General features: G+C 61.2%; 21 protein-coding genes. All 21 read left to right on the plus strand.

Annotated features, from left to right (window positions below; all coding sequences use genetic code 11):
* Nucleotides 1–135: 135 nt before the first annotated feature.
* The 21 genes from KOL99_RS10520 to KOL99_RS10620 all read left to right on the plus strand — a co-directional run bounded on the left by KOL99_RS10520 (nucleotide 136) and on the right by KOL99_RS10620 (nucleotide 24530).
* Nucleotides 136–1737, plus strand: a complete 1602-nt coding sequence (locus tag KOL99_RS10520) for a CTP synthase (protein WP_216510437.1) — start codon at nucleotides 136–138, stop codon at nucleotides 1735–1737.
* 130 nt (nucleotides 1738–1867) lie between these two features.
* Nucleotides 1868–2692 (plus strand): 3-deoxy-8-phosphooctulonate synthase, encoded by an 825-nt coding sequence (kdsA, locus tag KOL99_RS10525; protein ID WP_216510438.1) that lies wholly within the window; start codon nucleotides 1868–1870, stop codon nucleotides 2690–2692.
* Between the two features lie 186 nt (nucleotides 2693–2878).
* The gene (locus KOL99_RS10530; RefSeq protein ID WP_216510439.1) at nucleotides 2879–3844 is read left to right on the plus strand and encodes a KpsF/GutQ family sugar-phosphate isomerase; all 966 of its coding nucleotides are present in this window, start codon (nucleotides 2879–2881) and stop codon (nucleotides 3842–3844) included.
* Between the two features lie 284 nt (nucleotides 3845–4128).
* A complete protein-coding gene (locus KOL99_RS10535; RefSeq protein ID WP_216510440.1) occupies nucleotides 4129–4644 on the plus strand; it encodes a KdsC family phosphatase in 516 nt (171 codons plus the stop codon).
* Nucleotides 4645–4938: 294 nt separating this feature from the next.
* Complete coding sequence (locus tag KOL99_RS10540) at nucleotides 4939–6228, plus strand: nucleotide sugar dehydrogenase (protein WP_216510441.1); 1290 nt, start codon at nucleotides 4939–4941, stop codon at nucleotides 6226–6228.
* Between the two features lie 764 nt (nucleotides 6229–6992).
* Nucleotides 6993–9716, plus strand: coding sequence for an SLBB domain-containing protein (locus tag KOL99_RS10545; protein WP_216510442.1), 2724 nt, complete (start codon nucleotides 6993–6995; stop codon nucleotides 9714–9716).
* A gap of 39 nt (nucleotides 9717–9755) precedes the next feature.
* A complete protein-coding gene (locus tag KOL99_RS10550; protein WP_216510443.1) occupies nucleotides 9756–10937 on the plus strand; it encodes a GumC family protein in 1182 nt (393 codons plus the stop codon).
* Between the two features lie 91 nt (nucleotides 10938–11028).
* A complete protein-coding gene (locus KOL99_RS10555; protein WP_216510444.1) occupies nucleotides 11029–12054 on the plus strand; it encodes a Gfo/Idh/MocA family protein in 1026 nt (341 codons plus the stop codon).
* A gap of 2 nt (nucleotides 12055–12056) precedes the next feature.
* Nucleotides 12057–12521 carry an acyltransferase gene (locus KOL99_RS10560; protein ID WP_216510445.1) on the plus strand — a complete coding sequence of 155 codons (465 nt, stop codon included), beginning with the start codon at nucleotides 12057–12059 and terminating at the stop codon, nucleotides 12519–12521.
* A gap of 3 nt (nucleotides 12522–12524) precedes the next feature.
* Nucleotides 12525–13664 (plus strand): DegT/DnrJ/EryC1/StrS family aminotransferase, encoded by a 1140-nt coding sequence (locus KOL99_RS10565; RefSeq protein WP_216510446.1) that lies wholly within the window; start codon nucleotides 12525–12527, stop codon nucleotides 13662–13664.
* A gap of 10 nt (nucleotides 13665–13674) precedes the next feature.
* A complete protein-coding gene (locus tag KOL99_RS10570; protein WP_328760120.1) occupies nucleotides 13675–14769 on the plus strand; it encodes a DegT/DnrJ/EryC1/StrS family aminotransferase in 1095 nt (364 codons plus the stop codon).
* Nucleotides 14759–15271, plus strand: coding sequence for an acyltransferase (locus tag KOL99_RS10575; RefSeq protein WP_216510447.1), 513 nt, complete (start codon nucleotides 14759–14761; stop codon nucleotides 15269–15271). Before KOL99_RS10570 ends, KOL99_RS10575 begins: the two co-directional genes overlap by 11 nt.
* Nucleotides 15268–16227, plus strand: a complete 960-nt coding sequence (locus KOL99_RS10580) for a Gfo/Idh/MocA family oxidoreductase (RefSeq protein ID WP_216510448.1) — start codon at nucleotides 15268–15270, stop codon at nucleotides 16225–16227. Before KOL99_RS10575 ends, KOL99_RS10580 begins: the two co-directional genes overlap by 4 nt.
* Nucleotides 16227–17186, plus strand: a complete 960-nt coding sequence (locus KOL99_RS10585; protein WP_216510449.1) for an NAD-dependent epimerase/dehydratase family protein — start codon at nucleotides 16227–16229, stop codon at nucleotides 17184–17186. The genes KOL99_RS10580 and KOL99_RS10585 overlap by 1 nt, the downstream gene beginning before the upstream one ends.
* A gap of 3 nt (nucleotides 17187–17189) precedes the next feature.
* Entirely contained in the window at nucleotides 17190–18269 is a 1080-nt protein-coding gene (locus KOL99_RS10590) for a DegT/DnrJ/EryC1/StrS family aminotransferase (protein ID WP_216510450.1), read from the plus strand.
* On the plus strand, nucleotides 18266–19237 hold the full coding sequence (locus KOL99_RS10595; RefSeq protein WP_216510451.1) for a methionyl-tRNA formyltransferase: 972 nt from the start codon (nucleotides 18266–18268) through the stop codon (nucleotides 19235–19237). The genes KOL99_RS10590 and KOL99_RS10595 overlap by 4 nt, the downstream gene beginning before the upstream one ends.
* A 30-nt stretch (nucleotides 19238–19267) precedes the next feature.
* Nucleotides 19268–20401 carry an N-acetyl sugar amidotransferase gene (locus tag KOL99_RS10600; protein WP_328760121.1) on the plus strand — a complete coding sequence of 378 codons (1134 nt, stop codon included), beginning with the start codon at nucleotides 19268–19270 and terminating at the stop codon, nucleotides 20399–20401.
* Nucleotides 20401–21021, plus strand: coding sequence for an imidazole glycerol phosphate synthase subunit HisH (hisH, locus tag KOL99_RS10605; RefSeq protein WP_216510453.1), 621 nt, complete (start codon nucleotides 20401–20403; stop codon nucleotides 21019–21021). The genes KOL99_RS10600 and hisH overlap by 1 nt, the downstream gene beginning before the upstream one ends.
* A 2-nt stretch (nucleotides 21022–21023) precedes the next feature.
* A complete protein-coding gene (locus KOL99_RS10610) occupies nucleotides 21024–21785 on the plus strand; it encodes an AglZ/HisF2 family acetamidino modification protein (RefSeq protein ID WP_216510454.1) in 762 nt (253 codons plus the stop codon).
* Between the two features lies 1 nt (nucleotide 21786).
* Complete coding sequence (locus KOL99_RS10615) at nucleotides 21787–23073, plus strand: glycosyltransferase (protein WP_216510455.1); 1287 nt, start codon at nucleotides 21787–21789, stop codon at nucleotides 23071–23073.
* A complete protein-coding gene (locus KOL99_RS10620; RefSeq protein WP_216510456.1) occupies nucleotides 23067–24530 on the plus strand; it encodes a lipopolysaccharide biosynthesis protein in 1464 nt (487 codons plus the stop codon). Before KOL99_RS10615 ends, KOL99_RS10620 begins: the two co-directional genes overlap by 7 nt.
* Nucleotides 24531–24534 lie beyond the last annotated feature (4 nt).

The raw sequence follows: 24534 nt of genomic DNA on the forward strand, positions 1-24534 counted from the left end.
TTTCTTTTAGCAGTAGATTATTCAGTCATGTTCTTCGTTCCTTTTCGAAATTCAACGTTGCTCTCATGCATGGGACAAACGTAGAACGTAGAACATAGAACGTAGAACAGTTTCTAGGTTCCGGAGGTTTTTTAAGTGAAGACAAAATTCATCTTTGTTACCGGCGGCGTTGTCTCCTCCATAGGTAAGGGACTCGCCGCCGCTTCTTTGGGCGCTCTGCTGGAGGCACGTGGGCTTCGGGTCACCATCCAGAAGCTGGATCCGTACATCAACGTCGATCCGGGCACCATGTCCCCGTTCCAGCACGGCGAGGTCTTCGTCACCGACGACGGCGCCGAGACCGACCTGGACCTCGGACACTACGAGCGCTACACCTCCAGCAAGCTCTCCAAGAAGAGCAACTTCACCACGGGGCAGGTCTACTTCTCGGTCATCGAGAAGGAGCGCCGTGGCGACTACCTGGGCGGCACCGTGCAGGTCATCCCGCACATCACCGATCAGATCAAGGCCAACATCCTTGAGAACGCCAAGGGGAGCGACATCGCCATCGTCGAGATCGGCGGCACCGTGGGCGACATCGAGTCGCTGCCGTTCCTCGAGGCGATCCGCCAGCTGAAGAGCGACCGCGGCGCGGGCAACGTGCTCTACCTGCACGTCACCCTGGTCCCCTACATCAGGACCGCCGGCGAACTGAAGACCAAGCCGACCCAGCACTCGGTCAAGGAACTGCGCGAGATCGGCATCCAGCCCGACATCCTTTTGTGCCGCTGCGAGCAGGAGCTCCCCCAGGACATGAAGGCGAAGATCGCTCTCTTCTGCAACGTGGAGGAGAAGGCGGTCATCACCTCCCGCGACGCCGAGCACATCTACGCGGTGCCGCTGGCGCTGAACCTGGAAGGGCTCGACGACCAGGTGGTCGAGAAGTTGAACATCTGGACCAAGGCGCCGGACCTCTCCCACTGGCAGCAGGTGGTCTCCAAGCTGACCAACCCGGGCTGCGGCGAGGTCCGCATCGCGGTGGTCGGCAAGTACGTCGACCTGAAGGAATCGTACAAGTCGCTCGCCGAGGCGCTCACCCACGGCGGCATCGCCAACGACTGCCGCGTCACCCTGGTCTACCTCGATTCCGAGAAGATCGAGGAGGAGGGGGCTGAGAAGTACCTCTGCGACGTGGACGGCATCCTGGTCCCGGGGGGCTTCGGCGAGCGCGGCACCGAGGGGAAGATCAAGGCCATCGAGTACGCCCGCGTCAACAAGGTTCCCTTCTTCGGCATCTGCCTTGGCATGCAGATGGCAGCCGTCGAGTTCGCGCGCAACGTCTGCCGGCTCCCCGAGGCCTTCTCCAGCGAGTTCAAGCCCGCCTGCACCAGTCCGGTGATCCACCTGATGGAGGAGCAGAAGGGGGTCGAGAAGAAAGGGGGCACCATGCGCCTGGGCGCGTACCCCTGCTCGCTGACCAAGGGGACCTTCGCGCAGAAGGCCTACGGCGCGACCGAGATCTCCGAGCGTCACCGTCACCGCTACGAGTTCAACAACGCCTTCCGCGCGGCGCTGGAAGAGAAGGGGCTGATCATCTCCGGCATCTACAAGGAAGGGAACCTGGTTGAGATCATCGAGCTGGCCGACCACCCCTGGTTCCTGGGTTGCCAGTTCCACCCGGAGTTCAAATCCAAGCCGCTCAACCCGCACCCGCTGTTCAAGGCCTTCATCGGCGCCACCAAGGCAAGGAAAGGCTAAGCAAACCGTCTCACGCAAAGACGCAAAGCCGCAGAGCAAATCACTGAACGATTTGCTTTGCTTCACTTTGCGTCTTTGCGGCTTTAGTGAGCGAAGCGAACGAGCGTGAGACGATTAAAAGGAGTAGATCATGGTCCATGAGGTCACTGTAGGTAACATAAAGATAGGCGGCAACAGGCCGCTCGCGCTGGTCGCGGGCCCCTGCGTGATAGAGAACGAAACGGCGACGCTGCGTCACGCGGAGCGCCTGATGAGCATCTGCAACGGCGTCGGCATACCGCTCATCTTCAAGGCCTCCTACGATAAGGCGAACCGCACCTCGGTCACCGCCTTCCGCGGTCCCGGCATGGAAGAGGGACTGAGGATCCTGGCCAAGGTGAAGGAAGCGCTGGGTGTACCCGTCCTCTCCGACATCCACTCCATCGAGCAGGTGGAGCCGGCCGCGGACGTGCTCGACGTGCTGCAGATCCCGGCGTTTCTGTGCCGCCAGACCGACCTCCTGGTGGCCGCCGCCAAGACCGGCAAGGTCATCAACGTGAAGAAGGGGCAGTTCCTGGCGCCGTGGGACATGAAGAACGTGGTCGGCAAGATCCGCTCCTGCGAGAACGAGAACATCATCCTCACCGAGCGCGGTGCGAGCTTTGGCTATAACAACCTCGTGGTGGACATGCGCAGCTTCCCCATCATGCGTTCCACCGGTTACCCGGTCATCTTTGACGCCACCCACAGCGTGCAGCTTCCGGGAGGTGAGGGGACCTCGTCGGGCGGCCAGCGCGAGTACGTCGAATTCCTCTCCCGCGCCGCGGTCGCAGCCGGTATCGACGGCATCTTCATGGAGGTGCACGAGGATCCCGAGCGTGCCCTCTGCGACGGTCCCAACTCGGTGCGTCTGGATGACCTGCCGGCGCTTTTGAACAAGCTGAAGGCCATCGACGCCATCGTGAAGCAGGCATAAAAGAAAACCTATTCGAACAGGGATAAAGGGGATAAAAGGGATAACGGCGGAAAAGCGATCTTAACGCAAAGCCGCTAAGACGCAAAGAAGCGTCCCAAATCTATAGCTTTTGGTTTTACCCCAAGTCTGTATGGTTTTATCCCCTTTATCCCTTTTATCCCTGTTAATAGGGTTAAGGAGTTGATCTTGATTTTAGAAGAAGCGAAGCGGGTAATCAGAGTCGAGGCTGAGGCGCTTTTGAACCTGGAAGCATCCATCGACAGGACCTTCGAGAAGGCCGTTGAGATGATCCTCAACACCACCGGCCGCGTCGTCGTGACCGGCATGGGCAAGTCGGGCCTCATCGGCCAGAAGATCGCCTCGACCATGGCCTCCACCGGTACCCCCGCCTTTTTCCTGCACCCGGCGGAAGGGATCCACGGCGACCTCGGCATGATCATGAAGGGAGACGTCGTCATCGCCATCTCCAACTCCGGCGAGACCGACGAGGTGGTGCGCATCCTCCCCATCATCAAGCGCCTGGGAGCATCCCTGATCGCCATGGCCGGCAATTCCAACTCCACCCTGGCCAAAAGCGGCGACATCTTCCTCGACATCTCCGTGAAGGAGGAGGCCTGCCCGCTCGGCCTCGCCCCGACCGCATCCACCACGGTGACCCTCGCCATGGGCGACGCCATCGCCGTGGCGCTTTTGGTGAGCCGCGGCTTCAAGGCCGAGGACTTCGCCATGTTCCACCCCGGCGGCGCGTTGGGGCGCAGGCTCCTTCTGAAGGTCGAGGACATCATGCACTCCGGTGAGGGGCTGCCGCTGGTCAGCGCCGAAACCCTCATGCGCGAGGCGCTCTTCACCATCACCTCCAAGGGGTTGGGGATCACCGGTGTCACCTCCGAAGACGGCGCCCTGGTCGGGGTCATCACCGACGGCGACCTGCGCCGGGCCCTGGGGCAGGGGCTCGACATCATCAACCTCCCGGCATCGGCGCTGATGAAGAAGGGACCCAAGCGGATCCGCCGCGACGAGCTGGCGGCGCGCGCCCTGCAGCAGATGGAGCAGTACTCCATCACCTCGCTGTTCGTCTTCGCCGACGACGACGCCACCGCGCCGGTGGGCATCGTGCACCTGCACGACCTGTTGAAAGCGGGCATAGCGTAGACCCCATTCAACAGGGAAAAAGGGATACAGGGGATACAGGCAATAAACTTTTTTCAACGCAAAGCCGCCAAGACGCAGGGGGACCTGAAACCAACAGAAGCCAATGGGGACATCTGGTTTCAGACGTCGCCCCGATTTCCGTTTTTCTTCGCGTCTTCGCGACTTTGCGTTACCGATGGTTTTTGACGTATCCCTTTTATCCCTTTTATCCCTGTTTGAATGTTTTTTGCAGTTCTCAGCGCCTTTGCGTCTTTGCGTGAGCGTGAGGCTTAAGTGAGGTTTTCATGGAAGACAGACTGAAAAAGATCAAGCTTCTGATACTCGACGTCGACGGCGTGCTCACCGACGGGCGCATCATCTTCGACTCCAACGGCGTGGAGAGCAAGTTCTTCAACGTGAAGGACGGCCATGGCATCAAGATGCTGCAGCGCTCCGGCATCGAGGTCGGCATCATCTCCGGCCGCGAGTCGCAGGTGGTCTACAACCGGGCCGTGGAACTGGGGATCGGGCAGGTGTACCAGAAGTCCCTGGACAAGCTGGTGCCGTACCGCCAGATGCTGGAGGCCACCGGGCTCACCGACGAAGAGGTCGCCTTCATGGGGGACGACGTCATCGATATCCCGCTCCTTAAAAGGGTCGGCTTCGCCGCCGCACCCGCCGACGCCGTCCAGGAGGTCTTCCCCTTCGCCCACTTCGTCGCCAGAAATCGCGGCGGCTGGGGTGCGGTGCGGGAGCTCTGCGACCTGATCCTGAAGGCCCAGGGAACCTGGGAGAGCGTCACCTCAAGGTACTACGTCTGATAGTTGCACCTTGATGCTGACAGAGCTTCAAGTCCTCCTCCTTTTTCGCAAAAACGGGGATGTCACAGAGTCTGACATCCCTTTGTTTTGTCGGCCGTCCACTCCGCCCCCTGCAGTCACGCCTTTTTTCCATAATTTGTTTTAACACGATTCCTTTCTGAGAATTTTCTGATATACTTCGGCGTACTCTCGGAGTCAGCGTATGTCGTCAGTTCTTCCGCGCAGCCGTGAGGCAACGTTCGTTTCTTGTGCATCACGTGTGTGGTGAAATCTAGTGGCGAGGAGAGTATGTCGATGTTAACGCATGACCGTGTCGTCTCAGTCATCGGTTTGGGGTATGTGGGCCTGCCCGTGGCGGTGGCATTTGGCAAAGTCGGCAAGACTTACGGTTTCGACATCAATGCGGCACGTATCGAGCAACTGAAACAGGGGCGGGACCGCACCGGAGAGGTGACTGCCGCCGACCTCGAGGCAGCTGACATCGTCTTCACCGACAGCGTCGAGGTGCTCAGGGATGCCGATTTTCATATCGTTGCCGTCCCCACCCCGATCGATTCCGCCAACCAGCCGGACCTGACCCCGATGCTGCGCGCGTCGGAGACGGTGGGGAAGGCCCTCAAGCCGGGGGACATCGTGGTGTTTGAATCCACCGTCTATCCCGGCGTCACCCAGGATGAATGCGTGCCGATACTGGAACGGGTGTCCGGCCTCGCCTGCGGCAAGGACTTCTTCGTGGGGTACAGCCCGGAGCGCATCAACCCCGGCGACAAGGAGCACACCTTCACCAAGATCAAGAAGGTGGTATCCGGCCAGGACGCCGCAACGCTCGCGATCGTCGGCGACGTCTACGAGTCGGTGGTCACCGCGGGCGTGCACCGCGCCCCCTCCATCATGGTCGCCGAGGCCGCCAAGGTCATCGAGAACACCCAGCGCGACCTCAACATCGCGTTGATGAACGAACTGGCCCTCATCTTCGACCGCATCGGGATCGATACCAAATCCGTGTTGGAGGCGGCCGGGACCAAGTGGAACTTCCTGAAGTTCCAGCCGGGACTGGTGGGGGGACACTGCATCGGGGTCGACCCCTACTACCTGACCCACAAGGCCGAGAAGCTCGGCTACATCCCGCAGGTCATCCTGGCGGGGCGGCGCATCAACGACGGTATGGGGAAGTTCATCGCCCAGCGCACCGTAAAGGAGATGATCCGGTCCGGGCACAACGTTCTTGGCTCCCGGGTAACCGTGCTCGGTCTGACATTCAAGGAAGACTGTCCGGACCTGCGCAACTCCAAGGTGATCGACATCATTCACGAACTCCAGGACTACGGCCTCGAGGTCCAGGTCTGCGATTCGCTGGCCGATCCGGACGAGGCGCGACACGAGTACGGGATCACCCTGGTCCCCGCCGACAGGCTGCAGACGGCTGAGGCGGTCGTGGTCGCCGTGGCCCACGAGGAATACCGACGGCTGACCCCGGAGCAACTGAAGGCGATGATGAACGGTTCACCGCTCGTCATCGACGTGAAGGGGATCCTCGACGTCGCGCAACTGGCCGAGTGGGGCATCCGGCTGTGGAGATTGTAAACGGCGACCGCCAAGCGGCACCGGTGTCATGACGAATACCGGCGCCGCCTGATGCAGTCAAAATTCAGACACCGATACAGTCTTTGACACCCTCTACCGTCTAGCGCCCGCTGACAGCTTCTCCCGTTTTCTTCCTTCAATCTTTCGCGATGTCATCCCCGAAAAAAATATCTATCCTTGCCCATTCAAATTTTTTTCCGATACTCTTCTAAACATGGGCTAAGTCCAGAGGATGAAATGGAAAAGCCAAGGAGCGCTTCATTGTTCTATCCCCGTTGCCTCGCAGCGAATTCGCCATGCCGAAATTTAGGCACGAAACCTGCTATCTTCAACTGTGTCAAAAACGCGCTCCAAGGTTGCAGGCTCACCGGCATTGATGTCTGGATGCCGCGGTTTTTGCATTTACAACGCTCCGCGTAAGTGGTATAGACTAGAGCCTGATCATTAGTAGAGGCTTTTGTTTTGTTGGGTGCAGTTGCGATCGACTCTGCCTGTCTGGCAGTCACGGTAATGTCACAAAGAACAGCCTTGGTCTTTTCGCTGTGAGCTACTGTCTGATCTCCTACTGCTGTTCCCGCCTTAATAGTAAACCACCCATTGCAAAGAGACTTGTGCAGGTGCGTTATCCTCATTCCTATTGTTCTTCAGTGGGGTTTACGTTTACATTTAAATAAGTACATGATATACGATCCACCTGATCTCTGTTAAGTTTTGTGCCTTTCATATGCCGTCTTTCGTGATTCCAGTTAGAGGTACAATCAAGCATGAAAAGAATCCTGTTTCTCGTGGTAACGCTGTCACTTCTGTCCATCGCAACCGCCTTTTCCGCCTCCATCTCCGAGGATGCCTCCTCGAACGCGACTCCAACCTCAGCTAAAGAAGAAAACTCCTTCACGGTTTCTTCCGACTACTTCAGCACTCCCAAAGATGCCGAGGATGATGCTGTCAACCAGGAACAGGGTGACGATCAGCGTCAGGGGTATCGACGCGACTCTGATTCCCGGGAAACGGACCTTGACGGTACGGTCGATGACGGGAGCGTCAAGGCGTCCCAGGAGCGCCCCGAGGAGTTGAGGGATCCTAGCGGCAGGCAGGAGCGTGAACCAAAGGACGGCGTTGTGGCCAAGGACGACAAGCAAGGCCGCGACGACAAGGAGAAGAAGGAAAAGAAGGAGAAGAAAGAGAAGAAGGACAAGAAGGCGACGGCTAAAACTCCGGCCAAGAAGACGTTGCAGCCGGTAGTGGAGCCCTCGGTCCTGGAGAAGGCGATGGGGGAGAACCCCGTCATCATCGACAAAACCCGGCCCCAGCCTTATGGTTGGGACCAGTTGACCCAGTTCGGCTACAGCTTCTTCAAGCGCGGCAAGGACAGCTTCGCGGCCCAGACCGACGTTCCGGTGGGGCCGGACTATATGGTGGGCCCGGGTGACCGGCTCGTCGTCACGCTTTGGGGGAGCATCAACGGCACCTATAAACTCGACGTGAACCGCAGCGGTGAGATCGTGATCCCGAAGGTCGGTACGGTGAAGATCGCGGGGGTAAGTTACGGCGAACTCCCCGCGCTGTTGAGAGGGAGCGTCGCGCGGATCTACAAGGACTTCCAGATCAACGTGAACCTGGACAAGCTGAGGCTGATCAAGGTCTACGTGGTGGGGGAGGTGACTTCCCCCGGCGACTACAACGTGAGCTCGCTTTCCACCGTGATCAGCGCCCTGTCCGCGGCGCAAGGCCCGACCAAGAACGGCAGCCTGCGCAACATCCAGATCAATCGCAACGGCAAGGTGGTGGAGACCATCGACCTCTACGATTTCTTCCTCCAGGGGGATAAGGGGAAGGATATTCGGCTGCAGCCGGGGGACACCATCCTGGTTCCGGTCATCGGTCGCGTTGCGGGCATCGTCGGTAACGTGCGGCGTCCCGGCATTTACGAGCTGAAGGGGGAGACGTCCCTGAAGGACCTGTTCGCCCTTGGCGGCGGCGTCAATCCTACCGGTTACCTGCAGAGGGTGCAGTTGTACCGCGTCGAGGCGCATGACAAGAAGGTCGTCAACGACTTTAACCTCGACCTGAGCGGTGCGGCCGCGGAGCAGCGGACCTCAGGCATAAAGATGCAGGACATGGACCTGGTCAACGTCCTACCCATAGACAGCGTGCTGCGCGGCTATGTAAGGCTCGAAGGGCACGTCCTGCGCCCGGGCGACTACGCCCTGAAGCCCGGCATGAAGGTGAGCTCGCTTCTGCAGGGCGACAACCTCCTGCCCCAGTACCATGCCGGAGCCGGCCAGATCATCCGCCTCTACCCGCCCGATCTGCATCCGGAGATCGTCTACTTCGATGTCACCGGAGCTCTCAAGGGTGAACCGGCGCACGACCTCGAGCTCAAGGAATTTGACCGGGTCAAGATCTTCTCCAGGGACCAGATGGAGGAGACCCCCGTCGTCAAGGTGAGCGGCGAGGTGCAAAAGCCGGGTCAGGTCCGCTACCTCGAGAACATGACCGTGCGCGACCTGCTCATGCAGGCCGGCAACGTGAAGCTCTCCGCCTACCTCGGCAACGCCGAGATCGCCAGGATCAAGCGCACCGGCGACACCGTCACTTCCTATTCCATCCCTGTGAACCTCGAGGAGGCGCTCAAGGGGGGGGCGAATAACATTAAGCTGGAGCCTTTCGACGAGCTGACCGTGCGCCGCATTCCCAACTGGGCCGAGGCTACCGAGCGCTACGTGACACTCAAAGGCGAAGTCATGTTTCCCGGCACGTATCCCATCTACAAGGGGGAGCGTCTCAGCTCCGTCATCGCCCGCGCCGGTGGCTTCACCGAACTCGCCTATCTCAAGGGGGTCCGCTTCACCAGGGAAAACGTTCGCAAACTGCAGCAGCAGCGTATGGACGAAGCGCTCGACCGGGCGCAGGACCAGATCATCAAGTTGCAAAGCAACGTCTCCCAGACGGCAGCCTCGGCGGAAGAGGTGGCGAGTTCCAAGGCTACCCTCGACAACCTGATGCGCAGCATCGAGATCCTGAAAACGAAGAAGGCGGAGGGGCGCGTCCTGATGGAGATCACGTCGCTGCGCGACCTCAAGGGGAGCATGTACGATCTCGAACTGCAGGGCGGCGACCAGCTCACCATTCCCAGCGACCCAGGCGGCGTCAACGTGATCGGGGACGTCTACAACCAGAGCACCGTCGTCACCCAGCGCGGCAGGGACGTCGAATGGTACCTTCATCAGGTGGGTGGGCCGACCGGCGACGCCGACCGCGACGGCATTTACGTCGTGAAGGTGGACGGATCGGTGATCAGCCAAGCCAACTCCTCCCGTTTCCTGCTCTACAATTCTTTCTGGGGGAAACCACTGGACTCAGGCGACACTGTAATTGTGCCACGACAGTACGAGAAGACGGCGTGGCTAAGAAACATCAAGGATGTCGCCGCGATTATCGGAAACATAGCAGTAACTGCCGGCGTAGTTCTTGCCGCAGGGAAATAGTGTGAGGACCAAACGATTACGGTTGGCCAGAGGACTTGAATGAAGGCGGAACACAACATCGAAGCACAGGAAGTAGACCTCCTTGAGCTCCTGCATGTGCTTGTCAAGCGCAAGATGCTCATCATAAAGGTATGTGCCGTCACGACCATACTGGGATTGTGCTACAGCCTCACCCTCCCCGATTATTATTGCGCGACCGCGAAGATCCTTCCGCCACAGAAGGAAGGGGGAGGGGGGCTCTCGGCTCTCCTGGGGCAGGCGGGAGGGCTTGCGGCGCTCGCGGGTGGAGGCTTTGCCGGGAGCAGCGACCTCTACGTCGGCATACTCAAAAGCCGGTCCGTAGCCGATGCCGTCATCGCCCGGATGGATCTTGTCAACATCTACAAGGCCAAGAATCAGGAGGCCGCCCGCAGGACACTGGAAGGGGCGGTCAAGATCCAGGGGGGGAAAGACGGCATAATCTCCATCGTTGCCGAGGACAAGGACCCCAAACGTGCCGCCGCGCTCGCCAACGCGTTCGTCCAGGAAATCGGGCGCACGACCGTGAGGCTAAACCTTTCGAAGGTGGGGACGGAAAGGGTATTCCTGGAAAAGCGTCTCGAAATCGTCAAGAAGGATCTGCAGGCAGCTGAAGACGATCTGAAGGCCTTCTCGCAACGCAACAAGATCGTTCAGGTGGACTCGCAGGCGAAGGCTTCCATCGAGGAGGCGGCGCGCCTGAAAGCGGAAGTGGCCGGCAGGGAGGTTCAACTCGCCGTGTTGCGGAGCAAGCAGACCGACGAGAGCCCCGAGGTCAAGGCGGCGCAGACAGGGATCCAGCGGCTGAAGCGGGAACTGGGGGCGGTCGCCGGCAGCGGGGGCGGTGGAGAGGGGATACCCGCCATCGGCAACGTCCCCAACGTGGGGCTCGAATATTCTCGCAAGCTCAGGGAACTAAAGACCCAGGAGGCGATCTTCGAGCAACTCACCAAGCAGTACGAGGCGGTAAAGATCAACGAGGCTAAGGATTCCTCCACCTTGCAGGTCCTCGACGAAGCGGTCCCCCCTTGGAACAAGAGCAGACCCAGGCGCTCGCTCATCGTGTTCATGGCCGCTGTTGCTGGCGGCATGGTGTCGGTAGTGGTGGTTTTTCTCCAGGAACTGGTTGCCAGGATGCCGGAGGAGGACCGCAGGAGGCTGGAGCAGGTGCGGAGGCAGCTCCCCTTCGGCGCGGGCACCTAACTGCTCCCCCGTGCAGAGCGGTTCGCTTCATGACAAAACAGTTGCGTGGCTGGAAGGCCGGGCACATTGCCAGTTGAAACCCGGAGGAAGTATGAACGTTGATTTCGCGATTGTTGGGTGCGGTGCCATCGGCTGCAGGCATGCCGCCGTCGTTGACGCCGAGAGGCGGGGCTCTATCGTGTCGCTTTGCGACGTGGAGCTTGGCAGAGCGAAGGAGCTGGCGGAGAAATACGGCCCCGAAATCCCCTGCTTTGATGACTTCGACCAGATGTTGCGCCATACCGATGCGTCCATCGTCAATATCTGCACGCCGCACGGCCTGCACGCCGAGATGGCAATCAAGGCGGCCAACGCGGGGAAGCATATCCTCGTGGAGAAGCCGATGGCGCTGACGGTGAAGGATGCCAACGAGATGATCGCCGCGGCGCAGGCCAACGGCGTGCACCTCATGGTGGTAAAGCAAAACCGGTTCAACGTGCCGATCGCGCTTACCAGGAACGCGTTGCAAACCGGTAAGCTCGGCCGCATCTTCATGGTGAAGTGCGATGTGCTGTGGAACCGTCACGACGGGTATTACCAGAGCTCCAACTGGCGTGGCAGGCTCGATCTGGAAGGGGGCGCGCTCTATACCCAGGCCAGCCATTTCATCGACCTTCTCAACTGGTGGTTCGGCGACGTGGTCGAGGTAGAGGCCGACGTCGCGACTTTCAACCACGACGTCGAGATCGAGGACTGCGGCAACGCGCTGCTGAAGTTCGACTCGGGGGTAATGGGCGCTCTCACCTGGACCACCTGTGTCTACAACAAAAACTACGAGGGGAGCATCACCATCATAGGCGAGTTCGGCACCATCAAGATCGGCGGGCCGTACCTCAACAAGATCGAGTACTGGGACGTGCGCGCGCTGCCTCTGCAGGACGACATCGTCTTCTGCGACAAGCCCAACGCCTACGGCAAGTACCAGGGAACCAGCTCCAACCATGACAAGGTGGTGACAAACGTCGTGGCCAAGCTGTTGAACGAACGGCATCACGTGGTCGAGGGGGACGAGGGGGTCATGTCCATCAAGGCCATCGAGATGATCTACGCCAAGGCGCGCAGGCATCGGGGGGAATGACGGTGCACCAGCCAATCATCAGGAAAGCCGGTATCCGGGACGTCGAGTTCGGCGAGAACGTCACCGTGGTGGAGCCGGTCAACATGTACGAGTGCCGGGTCGGCTCCGGCAGCTTCATAGGGCCGTTCGTCGAGATCCAGAAAGGGGCCGTCATCGGCGAACGATGCCGGGTCCAGTCCCACGCTTTCGTGTGCGAACTGGTCACCGTGGGCGACGACTGTTTCATCTCGCACGGCGCCATGTTCATCAACGACACGTTCAGCGGTGGCGGTCCGGCGGGGGGGCGCAAGGAGTTGTGGCGCTCGACGCGGCTGGGCTCCCACGTCTCCATCGGCACCAACGCCACCATCCTTCCCGTCACGATCTGCGACAACGTCGTGATCGGCGCAGGAGCCGTGGTCACCAAGGATATTGCCGAGCCCGGGATCTACGCAGGGAACCCGGCCCGCAAGATAAAGGGCATCTAACTCATGACCGTACGCTTTCTTGACCTCCATGCACAGTACCAGAGCATTTCCGACGAGATAGACGCCGCCATCGCCGGGGTCATCCGCGACTCCGCCTTCATCGGCGGCAGCTACCTGAAGAGCTTCGAGGAGAACTTCGCCGCCTACCTCGGCGCCCTATTCTGCATCGGCGTCGGCAACGGCACCGACGCCATCGAAATCGCCGTCGAGGCGCTGGGACTCCCGCCGGGAAGCGAGATACTCGTGCCGGCCAACAGCTTCATTGCCTCCAGCGAGGCGGTCACCAGGGGGGGGAGCAGGGTCGTCTTCTGCGACTGCGACCCGGAGACATACACCATATCCGTCGCAGACGCCAGGCGGCGGGTGACCCCCAACACCAAGGCGATCGTGGCGGTGCACCTGTACGGCCACCCCTGCGACATGGACGCGGTGATGGCGCTGGCCGCCGAGCACGACCTGTACGTGATCGAGGACGCAGCCCAGGCGCACGGGGCCAAGTACAAGGGGAGAAGGGTGGGAGGCATCGGAATCGTCGGTACCTTCAGCTTCTACCCGGGCAAAAACCTGGGAGCCTACGGCGACGGCGGTGCCATCGTCACCAACGATCCGGCACTGGCCAAGCGCTGCAGGATGATAGCGAACCACGGCCGCGTCGAGAAGTACAACCACGAGTTCGAAGGGCGCAACTCCCGTCTCGACGGGCTGCAGGCCGCCATCCTTGACGTGAAGCTCAGGCACCTGGATCGCTGGCTGGAAACGCGCTGCGAGCTGGCCCGGTGCTACCTCGACGGGCTCTCGGGAGTTCCCGGGATAGTGCTCCCGGTGATTGCGCCCTGGGCGTTCCATGTCTGGCACCTGTTTGTGGTGCGCGTGGACGACCGCGAGGGGCTCAGCGCCTACCTAACCCGGCACGGGGTGCAGACCGGGGTGCACTACCCGATTTCGCTGCCCCACCTGCGCGCCTACGCCCACCTTGACACCCCGCCGCTTCCGTGCAGCGGAGTGATCGCCGATCAGCTTTTGAGCCTACCCCTCGGGGACCAACTGACCACGGACGAGGTCCGGTCCGTCTGTCGGCTGATAAAAGCCTACCGCAGTGAATCCGAACACATAGAGAGCACCGCACAGGGTATCTCAATCTAAGGAGGAGAGGGTGAAAATCAACTTCATCGACCTGCAGGCGCAGTACCGTAAGTACCAGGGAGAAATCGACGAGGCGATCCACGCGGTCCTGGAGTCGTCGCAATACATCATGGGCAAAGACGTCACTCAGCTCGAAGCCGAGATGTGCGCCTACACTGGAGCCAAGCACTGCATCAGCTGCTCCAGCGGCACCGACGCGCTGCTGCTCGCGCTGATGGCTTGTGACATCAAGCCGGGCGACGAGGTGATCACCACCCCCTTCACCTTCATCGCCACCGCCGAAATGATCGCCTTCCTCGGCGCGGTTCCCGTCTTCGTCGACATCGACGAGACCAGCTACAACATCGACCCTCGCCTCATCGAGCAAAAGATCACCCCGAAGACTCGCGCCATCATTCCGGTTGCGCTTTACGGACAGCCGGCCGACATGGACGAGATCAACGCCATCGCGTCGCGCCACAACCTGACCGTCATTGAGGACGCGGCGCAGAGCTTCGGCTCCGAGTACAAGGGGAAAAAGAGCTGCAACCTGAGCCGGATCGGCTGCACGAGCTTCTTCCCGTCCAAGCCGCTTGGCTGCTACGGCGACGGCGGCGCGGTCTACACCAGCGACGACGAACTCGCCGGCAAGCTCAGGCAGCTCATGAACCACGGCCAGGGCGAGCGCTACAAGCACAAGTACATAGGGATCAACGGCCGCCTCGACAGCATCCAGGCCGCGATCCTGCGGGTGAAGCTCAAGTACTTCGATGAAGAGGTGCCTGTTCGCGCCGCGGTGGCAAGTCGCTACAACGAACTGCTGGCCGGCGGGGAGGTGGTGACACCGTTTGTGAAGCCCGACCGCACTTCGGTGTACGCCCAGTACTCTGTTCGGGTCAAAAACCGCGATGCGCTCGCGAAGAGGCTGAACGAACAAGGGGTGCCCACCGCCGTGCACTACCCGATCCCGCTGTACCGGCAGGAGGCGTTCGCGGGTTTGAGTTACGACGCCGCGGAGTTCCCGGTCGCCGAGAGGGTTTCCAGCGAGATCATGAGCCTGCCCATGAGCGCGTTCTTGACCGTCGAACAGCAAAAATACATAGCGGAGGCGATTCATGGCAAATAACATCTTCATTCATCCGTCGGCGAACGTAGCCCCGTCCGCCCAAATCGGCGACAACACCAAGATCTGGATCAACTCGCAGATCAGGGAGAACACCAGGATCGGCGCCAACTGCATCATCTCCAAGGACACCTACCTTGATTTCGACGTGGTGCTCGGAGACAACTGCAAGCTGCAAAATGGCGTCTCGGTGTACCACGGCGTGACCATCGAGGAGGACGTGTTCGTGGGGCCGTACGCCGTCTTTACCAACGACAAGGTGCCCAGGGCCTTCAACGCCGACTGGCAGGTAACCCCGACCGTCGTCAAGAGGGGGGCGAGCATCGGGGCCAACGCGACCATCGTCTGCGGCGTCACCCTGGGCGAGTACTGCATGGTGGCCGCAGGGAGCGTGGTGACCAAGGACGTCGAGCCCTACTCCCTCGTTGTCGGAAACCCCGCCCGGCACTACAGCTACGTGGACAAGATGGGGAACAAGGTAGCCCGGAAGGAAGACGCGAAATGACCACGAGACCGGGACCCATCAAGGTAGGCCTCATCGGCCTGGGCAACATGGGGAGGAACCACCTGCGCGTCCTCTCCATGCTCAAAGACGTCGACCTGCGCTTCATCTGCGACTCGGACGAGGCCCGCGCCGCCGAACTCTCCCGGCAGTACGGAGTGCGGGCGACCGCGAACCTCGAAGCCGATCTCCCGGGTGTCGACGCGCTGGTGATCGTCACCCCGACCTCCACCCACTACGACTACATCAAGCTCGCCAGCCGTTATGTCAAGGAGATCTTCGTCGAGAAGCCGCTCACCGACACGCTGGAGAGCAGCGCCGAGATCCTTGCGCTGGCAAGGGAGCACGGGGTGCGGATTCAGGTCGGTTTCATCGAGCGTTTCAACCCGGCCGTGATGGCGGTCAAGAAGGTGCTTTCCAACAGTTCGCAGGTGATCAACATCGATTTCACCAGAACCAACAAGGTGAGCAGCCGCATCACCGATGTGGACGTGGTGACCGACCTCATGATCCACGACATCGACCTCGCGCTCTACCTGAACGGCGCGGCGCGGCAGGTAAGCGCCTACGGGGTGCTCGAGGGGGGGATGATCGCCTTCGCCCGGGCGACGCTCACCCACGCAAACGGCGCCTACTCCAACATCACGGCAAGCCGCATCACCGAGAAGCGGCTCAGGCACATAAGCGTTACCTGCTCCGACATGTACGTCGACTGCAACCTGCTGCGCAAGGAAGTGATGATCAACAAGCAGTCCATCGAGCAGTACTACGAAAAGGTTTCCATCTCTTCGAAGGAGGAGACCATCGATGTCAGGCCGGAGGAGGCGCTGTTGAGCGAGCTGATGGCGTTCGTGCAGAGTGTCGGCAATCCCGGCGCTGAGGGGATCCCCTCAGCCCTCGACGGGTACCAGGCCATGGAGATAGCGAGACAGGTACAACAGCAGGTCAGGGGAGCATGATGAGACCGCCCATCAAAGGAAGTTCCATACTGGTCACCGGCGGGGCCGGCTTCATCGGAAGCCACCTCGTTGACCGGCTGCAGGACCTGGGCGCCAGGGAGGTTGTGGTCATCGACAACATGTTCCTGGGGAGCGAGGCCAATCTTGCCGGCGCCCTGGAGCAGGGGGCGGTCCTGTACAAGGACGATGCCGAGATCGCCTCGTCGCTGGAATACATCTTTTCCCGCCACGACATAGACATCGTCTTCAACGCCGCCACCAAGGCGCTCAACTATTCGTTCGTGAACCCGTCCAACGCCTTCAACACCAACGTCAACGTCGTCATGAACCTGCTCGAGTTGCAGCGCAAGGGGAGCTTCCAGACGCTGTGCCACTTCAGCACCTCCGAAGTTTACGGCACCGCCGTCTACGAGCCGATGGATGAAAAGCACCCGATAAACCCGACCACTACCTACGCGGCGGGCAAGGCCGCCGCGGACATCGCGCTGCAGAGCTGGGTACGGATGTGCGACCTCGACGCCTTCATCGTGCGCCCCTTCAACAACTACGGGCCGCGTCAGAACTACAAGGGGTACCTCGCCGGTGTCATTCCGATCACCGCGTGGAAGATCCTCAACGGTCTTCCCCCCGAGATCCACGGCGGGGGGAACCAGACCAGGGACTTCATCTTCGTCCTCGATACGGTGGACGCCATCGTCAAGCTCTATGACAGGTTGGCCCCGGGGGAGAGCGTGAACATCTCCACCGACGGCCAGATCTCCATCCGGGACGTGATCCACAAGATCACCCGGAACATGGGGTACCAGGGGGAAATCCTTGAGAAGCCGGCGCGCAAGGCGGACGTGGAGTGTCACAACGCCAGCAACGCGAAGGTCCGGGGCATGATCGACTACCGACTGACCCCCTTCGACCAGGGACTCAGCGAAACCCTCGCGTGGTACCGCGACAACATCAGGTGAGCCATGATCAAGCTGATAAAGCCGTACATATCCTTCGAGGAGGTCGAGACCGAATTCCGCGAGGTGTTCGAGTCGGGGTGGTTCACCCGGGGCAGGTTCGTCACGTCCTTCGCCGAGGAGATTGCCCGCTACACCGGGGCGCGCCATGCCTTCCTCGCCACCTCCGCCACCACTGCGCTGTGGCTGTGCCTTAAGCTCCTCGAGATCGGTCCGGGAGACGAGGTCGTAGTCTCCGATTTCTCCTTCCCCGCAACGGCGAACGTGGTCGAAGACCTCGGGGCCACCCCCGTCTTCGCGGACGTGAGTCCGGACACCTTCAACATGCTCCCCGCGCAGCTCGCGTCCAAGGTCTCCCCCCGCACCAAGGCCGTCATCTTCGTCGACGCCCTGGGGAACCCTGCCGGGCTCCACGAGATAAGGTCCATCTGCCGCGAGCGGGGCATTCCCTTGGTGGAAGACGCCGCCTGCGCCATCGGCAGCAGCGAGCGCGGGGTCAGGTGCGGCGCCATCGCGGACCTTACCTGCTTCAGCTTCCACCCCAGAAAGCTCCTCACCACGGGAGAGGGGGGCGCCATCACCACCGGGGACGCCGCATGGGCCGAGAGGCTGGCCGTGAAGCTGAGCCACGGCTCCGTGATCAAGGACGGCAAGTTCGACTTCGTCGATTACGGCTACAACTTCAGGCTCTCCGAACTGCAGGCCGTCATGGGCATCAAGCAGCTTGCCAAGCTCGACGCCATCGTCGCCTCCCGCAACGCCATCCGAGCGGCCTATATCGAGGAGCTCGCGGGCACAGGTTTCATCGAACAAAAGGGGGCGCCGGACGTGGTGCACAACGTCCAGTCGCTGGTCTTCAGGGTACCCCGGGGGGTGGACCGCGACGCGCTCATCGTCCACCTGAAGGGGGAGGGGGTGGAAGCCACGCTTGGTACCTACTGCCTGAGCGGCACCACCTACTACCAGAAGAAATACGGCGCTCCCCAGCCCAACGCCTGGCAGCTGCAGCAGGAGACCTTGACGCTCCCCTGCTTCGAGGGGGTCGACGTCGGCGCCGTCTGCCGCGCACTGAGGTCCTTTCTATGAGGATCATCTTCCTGGGTGCCACGAAGTTCAGCGAACAGATGCTGCAACACCTCCTTGAGGGTGGCTTCGAGGTCTCTGCGGTATTCATGATCCCGCAGAGTTTCGACCTCAAGAAAAAGGGAGAGAGTACCGCCTCCAGCTACCAGAACTCCAACTATGCCGACATTGAAAGCGTCGCCGCCGAGCACGACATCCCCTGCTACGCGGTCGACTCCCGCGACGGGCGCAGGCTCGACGCCTACCGGGAGACCATCCGCGCGCTCCAGGCCGACGTCATCATGGTGCTCGGGTGGTACTACATGGTCCCCCGCTCGATCAGGGACCTGGCGCGGCTGGGTGCCTACGGGATCCATGCCTCCCTGTTGCCCCGCTACGCGGGGGGCTCTCCGCTGGTCTGGGCGCTCATCAACGGCGAGCAGACCACCGGGATAACCATGTTCAAGTTCGAGGATGGAGTCGACGACGGCGACATCCTGGCGCAAAAGGAAATCCCGATCGACCCGGACGACGACATCGCCACCCTGTACGGCAAGGTCACCGAGGCCTCCAAGGCGATGCTTGCTGAGCAACTCGTCCTGATGGCCGAAGGGCGCCACGTCCTGACGCCGCAGGACGCCTCCAAGATCGTGCCTTTCCCGATTCGGACGCCGGACGACGGCCTCATGGACTGGAACAAGGCGGCGCTCGAGCTGTACAACTTCGTGAGGGCCCAAACCAAGCCCTACCCGTGCGCCTTCTCGTTCCTGGGGGGGACGAGGGTGAAATTCGTATCGATACAGCGTCCGGGGGAGCTGCCAACCTCCGCCGCCCGCACGGGCGAGGTGGTCCGGCTCGGCTCGCGCTGCTACGTGAAGGCCTCCGACGGTCTGGTCCTTCCGCTGGTGGTGGAGGTGGACGGCCGGGAGCTTTCCTTTGACGAGTACTGCAGCGCCAGCAACGCGTGCGGTTCCATTTTTAAAAACCAATAGAGGTACGACGTGGCATCAACCAATGAGACTGTGAGCTGCACAAGGTGCATCTACGATTCGAAGGTCCCGTACATAACGTTTGACGAAAGCGGGATGTGCAACTACTGCAAGATGATGGACGATCTCCAGGCTCAGTACGCCACCGGCACGCCCGAGGGCGAACGGCAGCTGATGCAGATCATCGAGCAGATCAAGAAGGACGGGCACGGCAAGAAGTACGACTGCGTCGTCGGGGTAAGCGGCGGGACAGACTCCTCGTACATGCTCTACAAGGCGGTCCAGTGGGGGCTCAGGCCCCTCGCGGTGCACTACGACAATACCTGGAACAGCGCCATCGCCACCGAGAACATCAAAAAGATGCTGAAGAAGCTCAACGTCGAGCTCTACACCTATGTGGTGGACAACAAGGAGATCGACGACATCTTCAGGGCCTTCTTTCTTTCTGGCGTTCCGGAACTCGATGCCTCCACCGATCTCGCCATCGCCGAGGTGCTCTACCGGGCAGCATCGAAGTTCGGCGTCAAGTACATCCTCGAAGGGCACTCCTTCAAGACCGAGGGTATCGCCCCCTTGGGGAGCTTCTACTTCGACGGCAAGTACATCGACTCCATCCACAAGCGCTTCGGCAAGGTGAAGCGCAGGACCTACCCGCTCATGGACTTCACCGCATTCATGAAGTGGACTCTCCTGAAGCGCATCAAGAAGATCCGTCCCTTCTGGTACATCGACTACACCAAGGAGAGCGCACGGGAGTTCCTGGAGCGCGAGTTCGACTGGCAGTACTACGGTGGGCACCACCTGGAGAACCGCCTGATCGCCTTCAACCACAGCTATTACCTCCCCAACAAGTTCCAGATCGACCTGAGGAACCTGAGCCTCGCCGCGTCGGCGCGGTCCGGTCTCATGGCGCGCGAGGAGGCGCTTAGGCTGTACGCTGAGCCGCCGCATCTCGAGGACGACCTCCTCGAGTACTTCAAGAAGAGGCTTGGCCTGTCGGACCAGGAGTTCGAGGCGCAGATGAGCGGGGCGCGCCGCAACTTCCGCGACTATCCCACGTACAAGTCGCTTTTCGAAAAGCTGCGCCCGCTGTTTTTCGTGATGGCGAAAATGAACCTGGTCCCGATGAGCTTCTATATTAAATACACCTCCAAGAATGGTGTCTGATGATAACGATCGTCGACTACGGAATGGGGAACATCGGCTCCATAGCCAACATGTTCAAGAAGATCGGGGTGCCCAGCCGCATCACGGGGGACCCTGACCAGATTGCCTCCGCGCAGAAGATACTGCTTCCGGGGGTCGGTTCTTTCGATGCGGCCATGTCGCGCATAGCCGAGCAGGGGATTCGCGAGGTGCTCGACCGCAAGGCGCTGGTCGAGAAGGTGCCGGTGCTGGGAATCTGCCTGGGGATGCAGCTGCTCACCGATTCCAGCGAGGAGGGCCAACTCCCCGGGCTGGGGTGGATACCGGCGCAAACCCTTGCCTTCACCGGACGGGTGGACAGCGCTGCCTGCCGGGTGCCGCACATGGGGTGGAACGTCGTGACGGTCGCGGCGCAAAACCCCGTCACCCAGGGGTTCGAAAGCGTCGAGGAGATGCGCTTTTACTTCGTGCACTCGTACTTCGTCCGTTGCCGGCACCCGGAAAACGTGCTCTTGAAGACGACCCACGGCGTGAGCTTCGACTCCGCCATCTTCAGGGACAACATCTACGGGGCCCAGTTCCACCCCGAGAAGAGCCACAAATACGGCATGATGTTCCTAGAAAATTTCGCAAGGCTCTAATTATGCTCCGAACCCGTGTGATACCCTGTCTTCTGCTCAAGGACGAGAGTCTGGTGAAGACGGTGAAATTCAAAAACTACAGCTACATCGGCGATCCCATCAACACGGTCCGGATCTTCAACGAGCTCGAGGTGGACGAGCTGGTGTTCCTGGACATCGTGGCCAGCCGGGAAAACCGTCCCCCCAATTTCAGGATCCTCGAGCAGATCGCCAACGAGTGCTTCATGCCCCTTGCCTACGGCGGCGGGCTGTGCAACATCGATGACGTCGGGCGTATCTTCGCCATCGGGTTCGAGAAGGTCATCGTGAACTCGCAAGCGGTTGCCGATCCCGCGTTCATCTCGCGCCTGGCCGACCGCTTCGGCTCGCAGAGCATCGTGGGCTCCGTCGATGCGCGCAAGAACCTGTGGGGGCGCTACGAGGTCTTCACCCACGGCGGCACCAGAAAGAGCGGCAAGACGGCCGTCGAGTGGGCGGTCGAACTTGAGAGAATGGGGGCGGGGGAGCTCCTGATCACCTCCATGGATCGCGAGGGGACCTGGGCCGGGTACGACGTGAACCTCACCGAGGGGGTCGCCGCCGCGGTCAAAATCCCGGTCATCGCCAACGGCGGTGCCGGTTCGGTGGCACACCTGGGCGAGGTCGTCAAGCGCGGCAACGCCTCCGCCGTCGCCGTCGGGAGCATGGTCGTGTTCCAGGGCAAGGACCTCGGCGTGCTGGTCAACTTTCCGGACAAGCGTGACCTGAAAGAGGCCCTCCTCTAGCATGGCGCACAAGAAGCCCCGCATCCTGATAGGGTTGTGCGAGATAGCCGGCTACAACGGCTCACTGCAGTCCGGCTTCGAGGCGCTCGGGGTCCGCGCCGACTTCTACGACCTTTCCTGCCACGCCTTCGCCTACCAGGGGACGCGGGTGGAGAACCCTTTGGTCTCGCTGATCCGCCGCCTCGACGGCATGGCCAACTCCAACCGCGGCGCAGCCGCGAGATTCCCCTGGCTCGTCCTGTATTACTTCTGCACCGCGCTGTTGTGCCTTTGGACCCTGCCGCGCTACGACAGCTACATCTTCACCTTCGGCAGGTCCTTCCTGCGCTGCTACGACCTTCCGCTTCTGAAGTTCCTCGGCAAGCAGGTGATCTTCATCTACCTGGGGAGCGATTCCCGTCCTCCGTACCTGAACCGGAAGAGCCACGAACTCGATGTCACCGCTATCTGGCGGCAGACGCGGGCCGTGAAGCTGTGCGTGCGGCGCGTCGAACGGTGGGCCGATTACATCGTGAACCATCCCCCCACGAGCCACTTCCACGAGAGAAAGGTGGTGCAGTTCATGAAAATGGGGATACCCACCTGGTTCGCTCCGCCCCCCCCGTCGAGCGCACCCGGCGCTAGCGAGGGGGTCCGGATCCTGCACGCCCCGTCGCATTCCGAAGGGAAGGGGACCGACCGGATACGAGAGGCGATAGCGAACCTCAGGAAAAAGGGGCACCGCATCGACTACGTGGAGATCACCAATCGTCCCAACGCGGAGGTGCTGCACGAGCTCGAGCGATGCGACTTCGTGGTGGACGAGCTCTACTCCGACACCCTGATGGCCCGCTTCGCCTCGGAGGCCGCTTTCTTCGGTAAGCCCGCCGTGGTCGGAGGATACGCGCAGGAAAAGGACCTGGGCACCCTGACCGCTTTGGAGATCCCGCCGGTGCACCACTGCTCCCCGGCGCAGATCGAGGCGGCGATCGAGAAGCTCGTGGTCGACGAGGCCTACCGCACCGACCTCGGACGCCGGGCCAAAGAATTCCTGGGGCGGCAGTGGTCTTCCCGCGTGGTGGCGGAGCGCTTCTTGAGACTCATCAACAACGAGGCCCCCACGGAGTGGTTCTTTGATCCCGCCGAGCTCCGCTACCTGTACGGCTGGGGCATGCCCGACGAGCTTGCGCGGCAAAGCCTGCGCAGGTACCTGAGCCAGGGGGGCGAGGCGGCCCTGTGCCTCGACGACAAGCCCGAACTGGTGCGCCGGTTCCGCGAGTTCGTCGACGGCGGTGACCGCCGATGCTGAGGCGGTTCTTCAAGGACAGCGTCCTTTACGGCTTCGCCGGACTCCTATCGCGTGGCATCTCGGTGATCCTGGTTCCCGTTTACACGAGGATCCTCGCGCCGGGGGACTTCGGGGTCGTCGACCTCGTTGCGGTTTTCGCCTCGCTGGTGAACGTGCTGGTGCCGCTGGGGATCTCAAGCGGCATCGCCCGCTACTACCCCGAGGCCAGAAGCGGTGCCGACAAAAGCGCCTACGCCTCGAGTGCCCTGTGGTTTACCGTAGCGGCGTACACGGTCTTCTCCCTCGCCGCCCTCTCGATATCGGGGCCGCTGGCCCGGCTGCTGCTGGGCGATCCCGCCTGGCAGCCGGTTTTCCGGCTCGGGATCGCCTCCATCTGTGCCACCGGGCTGTTCTACTTTTTCCAGAATCTGCTGCGCTGGCAGTTAAAGCCGCGGCTGTACATCCTCTCCAGCCTCGCGTCGACCGTGGTCACCGCCGTCGTGGCGGTCTTTTGCGTCGTGGTCTTGAGAAACGGCGTCGCCGGCATCATCACGGGGCAAATTGCGGGGGGGGTCGCCGGCTCCGTCATCGCCTGGCATGCCAATCGCGAGGTGTACGCGTTCACCTTCAAGCGTTCGTCGCTCACGATGATGCTGGTCTTCTCGCTCCCCATCGTGCCGGCCCTCGCCTCCGAGTTCGTCACCAACTACGTCGACCGGATCGCCGTCCGAACCCTTCTGGGCGTGTCCGAGCTGGGCATCTACGGCATCGGCTTTCGTTTCGCCTCCGTGGTCAGCCTGCTCATGATCGGGTTCAACAGCTCGCTCACCCCCCTCATCTACAACAGCTACCGGGAGGAGGGGACCCCCGGCGACATCGCGCGGATCTTCAGGGTCTTCCTGGCGCTGGCCCTGCCATTTCAGCTTTGCATCGCGCTCTTCTCCAAGGAGATCGTGCTCGTGTTCACCACGCCCAAGTTTTACGGCGCCTGGCGCATCATCCCGATCCTGTCGCTTGCGCTCATGATGCTCACCTTGTACAACTTCGCCCCCGGCATGGATATCGCCAAGAGGACCAGGATGATCTCGCTGATCCACCTGGCCACGGCCCTGATCAACACGGCCTTGAACTTCACACTGATACCGCTTCTGGGGATCGCTGGCTCGGCCCTCGCCACCATGGTCAGCGCCGCCTTCTCCTTCGCGGTCTACATGGCGATGAGCCAGAGGCTCTACTACGTGCCGCACAACTGGGGGCGCATCCTGGCGGCGGTGGCAATGGCTGCGCTGTTCGCGCTCTGCGGGACGCTGTTGTTCCCGGAGTTCCGGCTCTCTGCCGGCACCGTCATCGCAAAGCTCGGCCTGGCCTGTCTGTTTTGGGTGGGGTCGCTGCCAGTCATCTTCGGCGTGGCGGAGACAAAGGCGCTCTGGAACCGGGTCGGGCGGAGGTTGCCGCTCCGCCTCGGACAGGCGTCCTGACAAG

Origin of the sequence: Geomonas azotofigens (assembly GCF_018919395.1) — a bacterium.
Lineage (GTDB): Bacteria > Desulfobacterota > Desulfuromonadia > Geobacterales > Geobacteraceae > Geomonas > Geomonas azotofigens.

Excerpts from the sequence above, each read along its gene's own strand:
- hisH (WP_216510453.1), top strand. The coding sequence starts at position 20,401 with ATGATAACGATCGTCGACTACGGAATGGGGAACATCGGCTCCATAGCC.
- KOL99_RS10550 (WP_216510443.1), top strand. The coding sequence starts at position 9,756 with ATGAAGGCGGAACACAACATCGAAGCACAGGAAGTAGACCTCCTTGAG.
- KOL99_RS10580 (WP_216510448.1), top strand. The coding sequence starts at position 15,268 with ATGACCACGAGACCGGGACCCATCAAGGTAGGCCTCATCGGCCTGGGC.
- kdsA (WP_216510438.1), top strand. The coding sequence starts at position 1,868 with ATGGTCCATGAGGTCACTGTAGGTAACATAAAGATAGGCGGCAACAGG.
- KOL99_RS10615 (WP_216510455.1), top strand. The coding sequence starts at position 21,787 with ATGGCGCACAAGAAGCCCCGCATCCTGATAGGGTTGTGCGAGATAGCC.
- KOL99_RS10565 (WP_216510446.1), top strand. The coding sequence starts at position 12,525 with ATGACCGTACGCTTTCTTGACCTCCATGCACAGTACCAGAGCATTTCC.
- KOL99_RS10595 (WP_216510451.1), top strand. The coding sequence starts at position 18,266 with ATGAGGATCATCTTCCTGGGTGCCACGAAGTTCAGCGAACAGATGCTG.
- KOL99_RS10585 (WP_216510449.1), top strand. The coding sequence starts at position 16,227 with ATGAGACCGCCCATCAAAGGAAGTTCCATACTGGTCACCGGCGGGGCC.
- KOL99_RS10555 (WP_216510444.1), top strand. The coding sequence starts at position 11,029 with ATGAACGTTGATTTCGCGATTGTTGGGTGCGGTGCCATCGGCTGCAGG.
- KOL99_RS10545 (WP_216510442.1), top strand. The coding sequence starts at position 6,993 with ATGAAAAGAATCCTGTTTCTCGTGGTAACGCTGTCACTTCTGTCCATC.
- KOL99_RS10535 (WP_216510440.1), top strand. The coding sequence starts at position 4,129 with ATGGAAGACAGACTGAAAAAGATCAAGCTTCTGATACTCGACGTCGAC.
- KOL99_RS10590 (WP_216510450.1), top strand. The coding sequence starts at position 17,190 with ATGATCAAGCTGATAAAGCCGTACATATCCTTCGAGGAGGTCGAGACC.
- KOL99_RS10575 (WP_216510447.1), top strand. The coding sequence starts at position 14,759 with ATGGCAAATAACATCTTCATTCATCCGTCGGCGAACGTAGCCCCGTCC.
- KOL99_RS10620 (WP_216510456.1), top strand. The coding sequence starts at position 23,067 with ATGCTGAGGCGGTTCTTCAAGGACAGCGTCCTTTACGGCTTCGCCGGA.
- KOL99_RS10540 (WP_216510441.1), top strand. The coding sequence starts at position 4,939 with ATGTTAACGCATGACCGTGTCGTCTCAGTCATCGGTTTGGGGTATGTG.
- KOL99_RS10610 (WP_216510454.1), top strand. The coding sequence starts at position 21,024 with ATGCTCCGAACCCGTGTGATACCCTGTCTTCTGCTCAAGGACGAGAGT.